Source organism: Limibacillus sp. (assembly GCA_037379885.1).
In the GTDB taxonomy this organism is placed as follows: Bacteria; Pseudomonadota; Alphaproteobacteria; order Kiloniellales; family CECT-8803; genus JARRJC01.
In genome coordinates, this window is sequence record JARRJC010000001.1 from 92,657 (window position 1) to 105,625 (window position 12,969).

Sequence of the window (12,969 nt, forward strand, 5' to 3'; positions counted from 1 at the left end):
AGCGTCAGTTCGCTGGCGGCTGCGGCCTCCGGATGGCCGGACCGAGCGCCTTCAACACCTGATCCACATCGTGATATCCCGCCACGTCAGGCGGCGGCGATCCCTCAAAGGGGATCACGATGGCGCTCGCGCTGTAGACCTGAGAGCGGTAGGCGGGCGAACTCCCCAGCGGGAACCCGATGGAGATGGAAGCCCCGCTGCCATAACCGCGATGGCCGTAGCCGTAGCGGCCATAGGGCCCCCAGTAGGGATCGTAGTAGCTGTCCCGCACGACCTTCTCCACCAGCTTGTCCTTCAGCGCGAAACGCGAATAGCCGAGTTCCGCCGAGCGTTCGGCCGCCCGGTAGAGGAGATAATCCTCAACGGTCTTGCGGTCCGTGTGGCTGTTGCCCGCGAAGACCAGCTTGAAGGCCGGCGCGATCAACTCCTGCTCGGAATAGCCGAAAGCACTGTCGCCCGCAGGCTTATAAGGCGTCGGCTGAGGGGTCGAGCAGCCCGCCGCCAGGACAAGCAGCAACAACGCACAGATAGATCGAACACTAAGCAAATAATTTACCCTTCGTTAAGAAAGCTTAGGTATCTCTAAAGAAGCTCAACATCCTTCCAGCGGGACCTTCGAACATGCCATCGCTCAAAAATGCCTACCGCGTTCTTTTTTCCGGCGCGCTGTCGGTCCTCGTTTCGGTTCTGCTGGTAAAGGCGCATGTGATGCTGTTTTTCGTCGTGCTCGGCGGCATCGGCGCGGCCGCTGTCGCCCTGCCGCTCTTCGAGCTGCTGGTCCGCGACCGGATCGACTGGGTTTGACGGGGCCCCAAGGACCCGGCCCTCAAGATCGCGGCCTATTCGTCCGAGGGGCAGGGCCAGCTTGCCGGGGCTCTAAGCGTTTCAGGTAAGGTGGTCTGCGCATCCCCACAGGCATTGGTCAACTGATCCTGGGTCAGGCCGATCGACGCCGAGAGGTCCGCCCCTTCGAGGTGCGTGCGGATCAGGATGGCGGAGGAGAAGTCCGCGCCCTCCAGCGCCGCCCCCTTGAAGATCGTGCGCAGCAGGACGGCACCGGTTAAATTCGCTCCGCTCAAGTCCGCGCCTGAGAAGTCCGTGCGGCTCATCTCGGCCTTGGTGAGGTCGGCGCCGCTCAGGTCCGCGCCGCTGAAATCGCTGCGCGGCAACTCGGCCTTGAACAGCGACGCCCCGGCCAGCTTCGCCTCCCGGAAATTCGTGCGCCCGGCGTAAACCCGGATCATGGAGGCGCCTGTCAGGTCGGCCTCCTCCAGCCGCGCGCGGGAAAGGTCGGCGCTTTCGAGGTCGGCCTTGCTGAGGTTCGAGCCTTTCAGGTCAGATCCGCCCAGGTCCGTGCGCTGGAATGTACCCCCACTGAGGTCGTTCCCCGCAAGGCGCAAGCGCGCCTTCATGCAGCTGGACCAGTTCACGCCGGCCTGCGGACGGTCGCCGCAATCGGCGGCGGAGGCCGGACTGGACTCTGTGCTCAGCGCTGTAGTCAGCAAAAGAATGAACAGGGCCGCTAGGGCACCGCTTCGCAACATGGCTCCTCCTTCTCCCTTACATGAAGAGCCGTTCGCCCTCCATTCCCTCGTAGAGACCTGCCACGTACTCACCATACCCGTTGTAGAGCTGTGTGGGAACGCGCTCGTCACCGCCGAGAACACGCTCGGTGGCCTGGCTCCAGCGCGGGTGCGGCACCTCCGGATTGACGTTCGCCCAGAAGCCGTACTCAGAGGCCTGAATCTCCTCCCAGAAGGAAACCGGACGCTGATCCGTGAACTCGAAGCGCACGATGCCCTTGGTCGACTTGAAGCCGTACTTCCAGGGAACCGCCAGACGCAGCGGCGCGCCGTTCTGCTTGGGCAACGCCTTGCCGTAGAGCCCCGTGACCATGAAGGCCAGCTCGTTGGTCGCCTCTTCGATCGTCAAGCCCTCGATATAGGGCCAGGGGTACCAGCCCGCCTTCTGGCCGCGCGCCACTTCCGGGTCCTTGAAGGAAACCATGCGGACGTACTTGGCCGAGGAGAGAGGCTTGGCCAACTCGACGAGGCGGGCCATGGCGAAGCCGCTCCAAGGCACGGCCATGGACCAAGCCTCCACGCAGCGGTGGCGGTAGAGGCGCTCTTCCAGGGGCATCTTCGCCAGCAGATCGTCGATGCCGATCTCGAAGGGCTTCTCGACCTGCCCGGCGATCGAAATCGTCCAGGGGCGGATCGGCAGGTCCTGCGCATAGCGCCAGATGTTCTTGGAGGAGCCGAACTCATAGTAGTTGTTGTAGGTGGTCGCCAACTCCGCGTCGGTGATCTCCCGGTCGAGCCGGTAGGCCATGTTGCGCTTGACCGGATAGAGCCCGGCGCTGGGGTCCTCCTCGACCGCGGCCATGGCCTGCATGCCCTCGTCCTTGCAGGCGGAGAGAAGACCCGCGCCCGCGAGCAGCACGGGACCGGCCGCCATCGCCTTGATCAACTGACGGCGTTTCAAAAACACCGCTTCGGGTGTCGCCTGACTTTCCGGGATTTCCCAACCGCGCTTCTTCTTGATGAACATGTCGCTCGACGCTCCTCGATGAAACTTCTATCTGCTGACAAAGTATCTTCGCGCGCCCGCCGTCATAATCAACGGGCGTGAAGAAGGCGAAAAAAAGAAAGGCGCAAGTTCAATGACTTACGCCCTTCATATCTTCGTGAGAGCGCCGCGAGCGGCCTATTGCGCGGCTTGGCGGGCCTGCACCACCTGATCGGCGAGCCGTCCCTGCAGCTCTTGCAGGTGATCGAAGACCGCCGTGAAGCTGGCCGTTCCCTGGGTCAGGCTGCGCAGTTCGATGATCAGGTCCTGTATCTCCGCTTCGGGCATGTAGGCCTGCATCTCGTCCCAGCCGTCCCAGCCATCCTTGGCGTCGAAGCCCAGGATCTGCCCGCGCCGCCCGCTGATCAGCCCGTGGATGCGGTTGGTGAAGCTCTGCGGCACGGAGATGGTGACCAACTGCACCGGCTCCAGCAGCACCGGATCACACTCCGGCAAGGCGTCGCTCATGGCCTGACGTCCGCAGGTCCGGAAGGCCTGGTCGGAGGAGTCCACCGAGTGGTGCTGCCCGTCGAGCAGCGTTACCTTGGCGTCCACCACCGGAAAGCCGAGCGGGCCCTTGGCCAGCCCTTCGCGCACCCCGGCCTCGACCGCGGGGATAAAGTTGCGCGGCACCGAGCCGCCGACCACCTTCTCCTCGAACAGCAGGCCTTCGCCCCGGCCCAGCGGGGCGATCTCGACCTTGATGTCGGCGAACTGGCCGTGGCCGCCGGACTGCCGCTTGAAGCGGGCGTGGTGCTGAACGGAGCGGCGAATGGATTCCCGGTATCCGGTCAGCGGCCGCTCGGTCCGGACGCCGACGTTGAACTTGCTCTTGAGCCGTTCCACGGCGAGCTTCAAGTGCATCTCGCCCTGGCCCAGGAGCACCAACTGCCCGGTTTCCTCACGCATCTCGAAACCGAGGGAGGGATCCTCCTCGGAAAGCTTGGCGAGCGCCGCCGTCAGCTTCACTTCGTCCTGCCGGTTCTCCGGCTCGACCGCCAGGGCGTAGACCGGGGCGCCAGGTTTGGGCGCCAGGCTCTCCTGCGGCGCCACCCCGCCATCGGTGATGCGGTCGCCGATCTTGAGGTTCTCCAGGCGGCCCAGAGCCACGACTTCGCCGGCGGCGGCCTTGGAGAGCTTGTCGGTGTTCCCGCCCTTCATGCGGTAGAGGCTGGAGAGCCGCTCGCCATTGATGGAGGCGCCTTCGGCCAAGCTGCCGTCCCAGAGCCGGGCGATGGAAAGCTTGCCGGCATGGGGCTGATACTGGTTGGAGAAGACCGTCGCGGTGAACGCGCCCTCCGGCTTGATTTCCAGCCGCGCCGCCGTGACCTCCGGGTCGGGCGTTTCATGGCGCAGCGCCTTCCAAAGCCGCTGCACGCCGTTCTCGTGCTCCGCGGAGCCGAGGAAGACAGGAACGATCAAGTCGTCCTTCAGGTCCTTGGCGAGCTGGTCGTAGATTTCGTCGCTGGCCGGTATCTTGTCTTCCAGCAGCTGTTCGAGCAGCGCGTCGTCGAAATCGGCCAGCGATTCCAGAAGTTCCTGGCGCGCCTCGCTCTCGCGGTCCTTCAGTTCACCGGGCATTTCGATCAGGTCGCTGGGCGTACCCTCCTTCCAGCGGTAGGCGCGCTCGGAGACGAGATCGACATAACCGCTAACGCTCTCGCCCTCGCGGATCGGAACCTGCCGCAGCAGCAGCGGACGGCTGGAAACGGACTGCAGCCCCTCCAGCAGGGCGCGCGCGGTCAGTTCCGTCTTGTCCATCTTGTTGACGAAGACCATGTGCGGGATCTTGCGGTCGTCCAGATACTTGAAGAGCGGCGCCAGGATCGGCAGCCGCTCCAAATCGGGTTCCGCTACAACCACCGCAACGTCCGCGGCGGCCAGCGCCTGATGAGCCATCTCGGTCAGCTCCACCGAGCCGGGCGCATCGATCAGGGTCCAGTCATCGTCCATGAACCGGCAGGAAGCGATGTTGAGCTCCGTCGTCATGCTGTGGGCCCGCGCCTCCGGCGAGGCGTCGCCGAGGCTGTTGCCCTGCGAGACGGACCCGCGACGCTCCAGCGCGCCCGAGGCGTGGAGAAGGCTTTCGAGCAGCGTGGTCTTGCCGCTGCCATAGGATCCGATGAGAGCGGCGCAGCGCGCCGCGGATGAGCTGCTGGTCATGACGTCCTCCCTGGTTCGCGAGCCTTATGTCAGCGAACCGGCGCCAGCCGAACGGCGTTGAGAACGTCGTCGTATTGAGAGGCTGAGCGCCCCCGCTTGACTCACGTTTTGGTCTTTTTTCTGTTCCAGACAGTCTGACTGCAAGCGGCCCCTGCGCGCAAGCCCGCAGAGTATCGGAGAGCCGCGCAAGCTACTGCGGCATGGGGCCCATGAGTAGCCCCGGGTCGACCCGCCGGTCGAACCAGTTCATGCGCCAGTCCAGGTGCGGGCCGGTGGCGCGCCCGGTCGCTCCGATGGTGCCGAGCGGATCGCCGGCCTCCACCATCTGGCCCTTTTCGACGGTCACGCTCGCCATGTGCATCAGGGTGGAGGTCACGCCCTGCCCGTGGTCGATGATGATCGTGCCGCCGGTGTAGTAGTGATCGGTGACCGCCATGGTCACCAGCCCGGCGGCGGGCGCGATGACCGGCGTACCCTCGGGCGCCGCCACGTCGATGCCGTAGTGCGGCTGACGCGGCTCGCCGTTCAGAATGCGCTGGGAGCCGTAGACGCCGCTGATCACCCCCTTGGCGGGCCAGATATAGGGGCCGAAGGCGTAGTCGAAATCGTAATCGCCGCTGCGCGCCTCGGCCACTTCCGCGCGCTCTCGCGCCAGGCGGTCCAGAAACTCCTGCGGCGGCGTCACCATGGTGTCCGGCAGACCGTCGATGCGCTGGATCTCGTAGTCGCGCGTGGCGATCTCCAAGGTCCGGGTTTGAAGACTGCCGTCGGGGCGGCGCACGATCAGCTCGGCTTCGGGGGCGGCGTCCCGGTGAAAGCCGAAGAGAAAGCGCCCCTCCGGCGTCACCTTCAGGCCGCGCCCGTCGAGCTGCACGCGCGAACCCGGCTCCACCTTGCCGAAGATCAGCCCGCCCTGGGTCAGCTCCCCCTCCAGCTCCAGCGCGAGGACCGGCAGCGTCCAAAGAACGGCGATCAGGAAGACCAGCGCCCTCATAGCAGGCTCCCCTGCTCGGGCCCGCCGTCCTTCTTCGGTTTCGGCTTGGCTTTCGGCTTGGCGGCAGCTCCCCTGGCAGCACCCCCGCCAGCAGCAACCGCGGCCACCCGCTCCTCGCCCGCGAACTCGATATCCAGCGCCTCGCCGCTCGCGACCTGGGAGGCTCGGGTCACGATCTTCTCGCCGGACCAGACCACGGCGAAACCACGCTCCAATGTCCGCTCGTAGGAGTAACCGTCGAGAAGGCGCGAGAGAGCCGCCAGCTCCTGCTGCGATTCCCGCAGGCGTTGGGCCAGGGCGCGCTCAAGCCTGCGACCCGGCTCCAACCTCTCCAGCGTGCGCGACGCTTCCCGCGTCACTCTCGGGCGCAGGTTCCCCAGCCGGGCGCCCAGGTCGCCCACCTGACGGCGGGTCTCGCTCAGGCGCTGGCGCGGATGGACCAGACGCGCGCCCAGCTCGCTCACCTCGCCCAGCCTGCGCCGCAGGAGATTGCGCGCGGCCAGCAGCTGGCGTCCGGCCAGGTCGTCCAGGCGCTGGGTCTTCTCCTCCAGCAGGCGGCCCGGATGGATCAAGCCCCGGCCCAGGCCCTCCAGCAGTTCCTGCCGCTGGGTCAGGCTGCGCCGCCCGGCTTGAAGCAGACGGACTCCGAAGTTCGAGACCTGCTCCAGAAGTTCGCCGCGCACCGGCACGGCGATCTCAGCCGCCGCCGTGGGCGTCGGTGCGCGCCGGTCGGATGCGAAGTCGATCAGGGTGGTGTCGGTTTCGTGCCCCACGGCCGATATCAGCGGTATCTCAGAGGCGGCGGCCGCGCGCACCACGATTTCCTCATTGAAGGCCCAGAGGTCCTCCAGCGATCCGCCGCCGCGCGCAACGATCAGCAGGTCCGGCCGGGGGACGACGCCGCCCTCGGCGGGCAGGGCGTTGAAGCCCTCGATGGCCGCGGCGATCTCGGGCGCCGCCTTTTCGCCCTGAACCGGGACCGGCCAGACCAGGACATGGCGCGGGAAGCGGTCCCGCAAGCGGTGCAGGATGTCCCGGATCACGGCGCCCGAGGGCGAGGTGATGACGCCGATCACGGTGGGCAGGCGCGGCAGCGGGCGCTTGCGCTCCTCGGCGAAGAGGCCCTCGGCGGCCAGCTTGCGCTTGCGCTCTTCCAGCAGCTTCAGGAGCGCGCCCTCGCCCGCCACCTCGATCTGCTCGACCACGATCTGATAGCTCGACTTGCCGGCGAAGGTGGTCATGCGCCCGGTCGCGATCACCTCCAGCCCGTCCTCCGGCTTCACCGCAAGGCGGCTGACCGTGCCCCGCCAGCAGACCGAATCGATGACGGCGTTCTCGTCCTTCAGGCGGAAGTAGCAGTGACCCGAGGCCGGGAAGCTGGGCCGGGATATCTCGCCGCGCACCCGCACGCGCTCGAAGCTGCCCTCTATGGTCCGCTTGACCGCCGAGGAGAGCTCGGAGACGGTGAATTCCTGGAGATTCGTGGGGCCGGGCGCATCCGCTGTCATGCCGGTCATGCTAGCCGGGCCGGACCGCGCCGCGCAACCGAAGGCAGGAAGACAAACCGGTGCTGCCTTTGCTAAAGAAGGCGCCTGGAACAGCGGCTTGATCGAACAGGATTGGGGAGCGGCGGAGAGCAATGAAGGTTTTGGTGGTCGGCGGCGGCGGACGGGAACATGCGCTCTGTTGGGCTTTGAGCGCTTCACCCCTGGTGGACCGCCTTTTCTGCGCGCCGGGCAACGCCGGCATCGCCGGGGTGGCCGAGTGTCTGGCCGTGGGCGCGGAGGACATAGAAGGCCTGCTCGGGCTGGTGCAGGAACTGGGCATCGACTACGTGGTCGTCGGTCCCGAGGCGGCCCTGGTCAAGGGGCTGGTCGACCGCCTTTCCGAGCGTGGCGTCAAGGCTTTTGGACCGAGCGCGGCCGCCGCCGAACTGGAAGGCTCCAAGGGCTTCATGAAGGACCTCTGCCAGGCCGAGGGCATCCCCACCGCCGCCTATGGCCGCTTCAGCGATCTTGAAGCCGCGAAGGACTTCTTGAAGCAACAGCAAGCGCCGATCGTGGTGAAGGCGGACGGATTGGCTGCCGGCAAGGGCGTGGTGATCGCCGAAAGCCTGGAGGAGGCGCAAGCGACTGTGGAGGACTTCCTCTCCGGCAACGCCTTCGGCGAGGCGGGGCACGAGGTGGTGATCGAGGAGTTCCTGGAGGGCGAGGAGGCAAGCTTCTTCGTGCTGGTGGATGGGGAGACGGCCCTGCCGCTGGCCTCCGCCCAGGACCACAAGCGCGCCTACGAGGGCGACGAAGGTCCCAACACCGGCGGCATGGGCGCCTATTCACCCGCCCCCATCGTCACGCCGGAAATGACCGGCAGCATCATGGCGGAAATCATCGAACCGACGGTCCGGGCCATGGCGGCGCGCGGCGCGCCCTATAAGGGCGTGCTCTATGCGGGCCTCATGATCCGGGACGGCAAGGCCAAGCTGCTGGAATACAACGTGCGTTTCGGCGACCCCGAGTGCCAGGTCCTGATGATGCGCCTGAAAAGCGACCTCCTGCCCGCCCTTCAGGCCTCCACGGAGGGGACGCTGAAGTCCCTCGACCTCCAGTGGCGCGACGAAGCCGCCATGACGGTGGTGATGGCCGCCAGAGGCTATCCGGGAGCTTACGAGAAAGGCAGCGAGATCAGGGGACTGGAGGCGCTGACCGACGACCCCGACCTGGTGGTCTTCCACGCCGGGACCAAGGCGGGCGAAGACGGGAAGATCCTGGCCAACGGCGGACGGGTGCTGAACGTAACGGCCCTGGGCCGCGACCTCGGCGAGGCGAAGTCGCGCGCCTATGCCGCCATAGACCGGATCGAGTGGCCGGAGGGCTTCTGCCGCCGCGACATCGGCTGGCGGGCGCTCTAGCCGAGGGGCGATCAGTCGGGCGGACGGCTGTAGAGCCGCTCGGCAAGGGCCGCGACCTCCGGGTCGCTCTTGTCGAGCGCGCCGTGGCGCAGGAAGAAGTCCATCAGCACCAGGTTGACGTTGAACTTGAAGTCGTCGCTGTCGCGGACCCGTTCGACGACTTCCGCCAGCGGCCATAGCTCGAAGGCCTCCACCTCGTCGTCCTGGGGTTCTGGCGTAACCTCCTCGGGCAGTTCCAAGTCGTAGCAGAAGAGCACATCGTCGCGGACGTGCTCGCCCAGAAGGCAGCGGTAGGCGATCTCTCCGACCGGCTTGGCGCGCCGGGCCACCGCCTCTTCCAGCGAGGCCTCCTCCCAGGACTCCTTGACCAGATTCTCCTCCAGCGTCAGGCCATAAGGCTGACCGCCCGCGACCATGTGATCCAGCTTGCCCGGCGCCACCGGCTTGTCGGCGCTGCGGCGAGCGACCCAGAGGTGGATGCCGTCCTTGCGGCGCTGGTAGCCGTTGACGTGAACGCCGTAGGACCGAGTCCCGAAATAGGGCACGGCGCCCCGGTCGAGGAGCAGGACCGGCGGCTCCCCCCAGGCGCGGTTCACCGGGTAGACCTCATGCCGGCGTCTCGGCCCGAGCCCGCGCGCGGCAATGTCATCCAGAAGCGCATCCAGCGCCGCCGTGCGGACCGCCGGCCCCGCCAGGACGGGGGAGAGGGTGACGGCGCTCTCCTCCACCAGAAAGACCTTCGGGTAGGCCTCCAGAGCCTCCGCGAAGGCATGGGTCATCCAGCCCTGGAGCCTGCCGTCGATCATGAAGCGGCGGAAGCGCTCCTCCGGCCAGTGGTGGCAGCGGGTGATCTTGTTCACAAAGCTCATTCGCCGGCCCCCAGCAGAACCAGCAGCAGCGTCACGGTGATCATGGCCAGACCGGAGGTGATCAGCACCGCGCTGCCCGCGCGCCGCTGATAGATGCCGTAGCGTTCCGAGAAGAGGTACACGTTCACGCCCACGGGCATGGCCGCCGTCATGGTGCCGACCGCGACCCAGAGCGGCGGCAGGTCGAAAAGGAAGGTCATGGCGAGCCAGACGATCAAGGGATGCAGCACCAGCTTGCCGAGCGAAACGCCCGTCGCCTCCAAGAGATCGCCGCCCAGGCGATACTGGCAGAGCGCAGCACCGGTGCCGAAGAGGGCGCAGGGCGTGACGGCCAGCGCCAGCAGCTCCAAGAAGCGGTCGAGCGGTGCGGCGAGGCCCCAGCCGGTCTGCCCATAGGCCACACCCAGGATCAGCGACAGCACGATGGGATTCGCAAAGAGCGACTTGCCGATGCGCCCGAACTGGGCGGCAAGGCTGACCCGCTCCGCGCCCTCCCGCGCCTTTACGGCCTCCAGCCAGAGGGTGGTGAAGGCGAAGAGCAGCAGGGAATGAAAGGCCAGAAGCAGGAAGAAGGGCTGGCTCGCCTCCGTCCCGAAGGCCGTCAACACCACCGGCATGGCGAACATCACCACATTGGCGTAGGAAGTCGCCATGCCCGCGATCACGCCCTCCATGGCGCTGCGCTTGAAGAAATGGCGGGCGGTCAGGGCAGCCGCGATATAGAGCGCGAAGGTCGGAAGGTAGTAGGAGGCCAGAAACTGCAGCGGCAGATCGGAGGGCAGCGGCTCGCGCGCCGTCGAGCGGAACAGCAGCGCCGGGACCGCGAAGTTGAAGACGAAGGCCGCCAGGGTCTGGCTCGCGCCCTCCTGAAGCCAGCCCACGCGCTGGGCGATGTAGCCCAGCAGCGCGATACCGAAAACCGGGCCAGCAATGGTGAGAACGACCTCCATGACGGCGGCCACGCTAGCGGCTTTTCCGGGAAGAGCCTAGAGCCCTCGCGCTCGCCGCGCCGGTCAGCCCTTGGTCGCGCGCAGCACGGACTCGACGCCCCAGATCTGCCTGAGGCAGCGGGCGATATGCTCGGCCTCCCGCTCTTCCAGGCCTTTGACCTGCAGGTCCACGGTCAAGTGGCCACCGCCCGGCATGCGGTCGGACACCCAGCGCTCAGGCACCAGGTTGCGCTTGGCGAAGAGTTCCAGGACGCGGGGCAGGATGCCGGGATGGGCTTCGGCCATCAGCGAAAAACAATGGGTCGGCGCTTGGGGCGCCGGCGCGTCGGCGGGTACGTGCAGGGGCGCGTCCGCGTGGCGCGTGTTCAAAGGGGACATCGATGTCATGGGAGACGAAGCTCCTCTTCAAGATCGGATCAATTGCAGGCGAACAGCAGGCTTTCCCGGTTACCCTAGGGGTACCGGGCCGCTAATTCGTGCAATGTTCAGACCTTGAAAGCTTGTCATGGCGGCAAGCCTATGCCCGGCACCTGAGCGGGTCAAGGCGATGTTTACTGGCCATTTATCAATTATTTGCGGGGAATTTTGGCAACTCCGGCTGCGAGTTCTTGTGTTCCGGGCCCGCCGTCTTAGTTATAAGGTTCCTACTACAGGTCCTTAGAAGGCCGAAAAAATGAGTGACACCGCCGAAAGCAATCCTGCCGATCTCTTGGGGGAGATGCGCGAGAGCGCCACGCGGGCCAGCGGCCTTTTAAAGGCGCTTAGCCACGAGAACCGCTTGCTCATTCTCTGCATGCTGGCCGAGGGGGAGAAGGCCGTGACGGAGCTGGAGCGGGAGCTCGGCATGCGCCAGCCCGCCGTCTCCCAGCAACTGGCGCGCCTGCGCGGCGACAAGCTGGTTCAGGCGCGGCGCGACGGCAAGACGATCTACTACTCCATCGCCAGCCCTGAGGCGAAGGAGGTCATAGAGTTGCTCTATAAGCTTTACTGCGCACCCGCGAAGAGTTGACCCGGCGCAGAGCTGCGCCACAAATAGCAATCATGACCGCTTTCGAGTCCCGCCCCGCCCGGATCGCCCTCACCCGCCGCTCGCTGCTTGCGGGGGGCGCCGCCTTGACGGCGGCCCAGACGCTTCCTGGCGCCCTCGCCTTTGCCGCTGCGCCGCCCGCCGCCGGGCTGGAAGCGACGCCGCTGACCGCCGGGAGGGCGCGCGCACACCTGTTGGAGCCCGGCGCGCCGGAGACCGAACTCTGGGGCTTCGGCGGCAGCGTGCCGGGCCCCGTACTGCGGGTTCGGCAAGGCGAAGAGCTGGCGATCCTGCTTCAGAACGACCTGGAGCAGCCCACCGCGGTGCATTGGCACGGCATACGGATCGACAATGCGATGGACGGCGTGGTCGGCCTGACGCAGGAGGCCATTGCCCCGGGGACAAGCTTTGAATACCGCTTCACGCCGCCCGACGCCGGCACCTTCTGGTATCACAGCCATAACCGGTCCTGGGAGCAGATGGCGCGCGGGCTCTATGGCCTCCTGATCGTGGAGGAACCCGATGCGCCGGAGGTGGACCGGGAACTCCTGCTGGTCGCAGACGATTGGCGCCTGGACGAGATCGGCGCCATCCACGAGGAGTCGCTGGGCAGCCTGCGCGACGCCTCCCACGCCGGGCGGCTCGGCAATGTGCTGACGCTCAACTCGAAGGACTTTCTGGAGGAAAGCATCGCGCCGGGCGAGCGCCTGCGCCTGCGGCTCTGCAACACGGCCAACGCGCGCATCCTGGCGCTGGAGTTCACGGGCCACCGCCCCTGGACGATCGCCGTCGATGGACAGCCGGTGACCCCGCGCCCGCTGGACGGGCCGCTGACGCTTGCCCCCGGGCAACGCGCGGACCTGATCCTGGACGGCACGGGCGAGCCCGGCAGCCGCCATGCGATCCTGGCCCACACCGGCGGTCAGACCCTGGAAATCGGCGCGCTCAACTACGCCCAGGAGCCGCGGCGCGATGCCGCCGATCTGGGGCCCGTTCCGGCGCTGCCGCCCAGCAAGATTCCCACGCCCCGCCTGGAGGGCGCGCGCGAGATACGCCTGGTGATGGAGGGCGGCGCCATGGGGCGCATGCAGTCCGCGCGCCTGGGCGAGGAGGAACTGGCGATCCGCGATCTGGTCGAGCGCGGCTATGCCTGGAGCTTCAACGGCATCGCGGGACGGCCGACAGACCCTTGGGTCTCAGCGCGGCAGGGCGAGACGCTGGTGGCCGAGATCGTCAACGAGACGGCCTGGCCCCATGTCATCCACACCCACGGCCACCACTTCCTGACCCTGGAAGCGGACGGCAGCCTGCCCGCCGACCCGGTCTGGCGGGACGGTGTGCTGCTGGAACGAGAAGAGACGAAAAAGATCGCCTTCGTGGCCGACAATCCGGGGCGCTGGCTGATCCACTGTCATATGCTGGAGCATCAGGCCGCCGGGATGGTGACCTGGTTCGAGGTGACCTGAGGCGGGGGAGCCGCCAAGAACAAA

General features: G+C 66.8%; 13 protein-coding genes. 4 read left to right on the top strand and 9 right to left on the bottom strand.

The genetic code is table 11. The annotated features are described in order from the left end of the window. Window positions 1-4 precede the first annotated feature (4 nt). Entirely contained in the window at window positions 5-520 is a 516-nt protein-coding gene (locus P8X75_00470) for a hypothetical protein (GenBank protein MEJ1993670.1), read from the bottom strand. Window positions 521-621: 101 nt separating this feature from the next. Here P8X75_00470 and P8X75_00475 point away from each other — a divergent pair, with 101 nt between their 5' ends. Continuing rightward, on the top strand, window positions 622-804 hold the full coding sequence (locus P8X75_00475; GenBank protein ID MEJ1993671.1) for a hypothetical protein: 183 nt from the start codon (window positions 622-624) through the stop codon (window positions 802-804). 35 nt (window positions 805-839) lie between these two features. On the opposite strand, the gene P8X75_00480 is transcribed toward P8X75_00475, so the two are convergent. The 5 genes from P8X75_00480 to xseA form a co-directional block, all read right to left on the bottom strand. Next, window positions 840-1,544 carry a pentapeptide repeat-containing protein gene (locus tag P8X75_00480; protein MEJ1993672.1) on the bottom strand — a complete coding sequence of 235 codons (705 nt, stop codon included), beginning with the start codon at window positions 1,542-1,544 and terminating at the stop codon, window positions 840-842. A 16-nt stretch (window positions 1,545-1,560) separates the two neighbouring features. Beyond that, window positions 1,561-2,550 (bottom strand): protein-methionine-sulfoxide reductase catalytic subunit MsrP, encoded by a 990-nt coding sequence (gene msrP / locus P8X75_00485; protein ID MEJ1993673.1) that lies wholly within the window; start codon window positions 2,548-2,550, stop codon window positions 1,561-1,563. 156 nt (window positions 2,551-2,706) lie between these two features. Beyond that, window positions 2,707-4,731, bottom strand: a complete 2,025-nt coding sequence (locus tag P8X75_00490) for an elongation factor G (protein ID MEJ1993674.1) — start codon at window positions 4,729-4,731, stop codon at window positions 2,707-2,709. Between the two features lie 190 nt (window positions 4,732-4,921). After that, window positions 4,922-5,725 carry a M23 family metallopeptidase gene (locus P8X75_00495; protein MEJ1993675.1) on the bottom strand — a complete coding sequence of 268 codons (804 nt, stop codon included), beginning with the start codon at window positions 5,723-5,725 and terminating at the stop codon, window positions 4,922-4,924. Beyond that, on the bottom strand, window positions 5,722-7,242 hold the full coding sequence (xseA, locus tag P8X75_00500) for an exodeoxyribonuclease VII large subunit (GenBank protein ID MEJ1993676.1): 1,521 nt from the start codon (window positions 7,240-7,242) through the stop codon (window positions 5,722-5,724). The genes P8X75_00495 and xseA overlap by 4 nt, the downstream gene beginning before the upstream one ends. 122 nt (window positions 7,243-7,364) lie before the next feature. Here xseA and purD point away from each other — a divergent pair, with 122 nt between their 5' ends. After that, window positions 7,365-8,633, top strand: coding sequence for a phosphoribosylamine--glycine ligase (gene purD / locus P8X75_00505; protein MEJ1993677.1), 1,269 nt, complete (start codon window positions 7,365-7,367; stop codon window positions 8,631-8,633). Between the two features lie 11 nt (window positions 8,634-8,644). On the opposite strand, the gene P8X75_00510 is transcribed toward purD, so the two are convergent. The 3 genes from P8X75_00510 to P8X75_00520 are packed head-to-tail and all read right to left on the bottom strand — an operon-like array spanning window position 8,645 to window position 10,839. Continuing rightward, window positions 8,645-9,502, bottom strand: a complete 858-nt coding sequence (locus P8X75_00510) for a DUF4743 domain-containing protein (GenBank protein ID MEJ1993678.1) — start codon at window positions 9,500-9,502, stop codon at window positions 8,645-8,647. Beyond that, entirely contained in the window at window positions 9,499-10,464 is a 966-nt protein-coding gene (locus P8X75_00515) for an AEC family transporter (protein MEJ1993679.1), read from the bottom strand. Before P8X75_00515 ends, P8X75_00510 begins: the two co-directional genes overlap by 4 nt. A 51-nt stretch (window positions 10,465-10,515) precedes the next feature. Continuing rightward, complete coding sequence (locus tag P8X75_00520) at window positions 10,516-10,839, bottom strand: hypothetical protein (protein MEJ1993680.1); 324 nt, start codon at window positions 10,837-10,839, stop codon at window positions 10,516-10,518. Between the two features lie 286 nt (window positions 10,840-11,125). On the opposite strand from P8X75_00520, the gene P8X75_00525 reads away from it, so the two are divergent. Continuing rightward, window positions 11,126-11,461, top strand: coding sequence for a metalloregulator ArsR/SmtB family transcription factor (locus tag P8X75_00525; GenBank protein ID MEJ1993681.1), 336 nt, complete (start codon window positions 11,126-11,128; stop codon window positions 11,459-11,461). 32 nt (window positions 11,462-11,493) lie between these two features. Next, entirely contained in the window at window positions 11,494-12,945 is a 1,452-nt protein-coding gene (locus P8X75_00530; protein ID MEJ1993682.1) for a multicopper oxidase family protein, read from the top strand. Window positions 12,946-12,969 lie beyond the last annotated feature (24 nt).

What these genes read in the sequence shown, in the direction of transcription:
- purD (MEJ1993677.1), top strand. Translation starts at nt 7,365, where the DNA reads ATGAAGGTTTTGGTGGTCGGCGGCGGCGGACGGGAACATGCGCTCTGT.
- P8X75_00530 (MEJ1993682.1), top strand. Translation starts at nt 11,494, where the DNA reads ATGACCGCTTTCGAGTCCCGCCCCGCCCGGATCGCCCTCACCCGCCGC.
- P8X75_00490 (MEJ1993674.1), bottom strand. Translation starts at nt 4,731, where the DNA reads ATGACCAGCAGCTCATCCGCGGCGCGCTGCGCCGCTCTCATCGGATCC.
- xseA (MEJ1993676.1), bottom strand. Translation starts at nt 7,242, where the DNA reads ATGACCGGCATGACAGCGGATGCGCCCGGCCCCACGAATCTCCAGGAA.
- P8X75_00525 (MEJ1993681.1), top strand. Translation starts at nt 11,126, where the DNA reads ATGAGTGACACCGCCGAAAGCAATCCTGCCGATCTCTTGGGGGAGATG.
- msrP (MEJ1993673.1), bottom strand. Translation starts at nt 2,550, where the DNA reads ATGTTCATCAAGAAGAAGCGCGGTTGGGAAATCCCGGAAAGTCAGGCG.
- P8X75_00510 (MEJ1993678.1), bottom strand. Translation starts at nt 9,502, where the DNA reads ATGAGCTTTGTGAACAAGATCACCCGCTGCCACCACTGGCCGGAGGAG.
- P8X75_00520 (MEJ1993680.1), bottom strand. Translation starts at nt 10,839, where the DNA reads ATGACATCGATGTCCCCTTTGAACACGCGCCACGCGGACGCGCCCCTG.
- P8X75_00495 (MEJ1993675.1), bottom strand. Translation starts at nt 5,725, where the DNA reads ATGAGGGCGCTGGTCTTCCTGATCGCCGTTCTTTGGACGCTGCCGGTC.
- P8X75_00475 (MEJ1993671.1), top strand. Translation starts at nt 622, where the DNA reads ATGCCATCGCTCAAAAATGCCTACCGCGTTCTTTTTTCCGGCGCGCTG.
- P8X75_00480 (MEJ1993672.1), bottom strand. Translation starts at nt 1,544, where the DNA reads ATGTTGCGAAGCGGTGCCCTAGCGGCCCTGTTCATTCTTTTGCTGACT.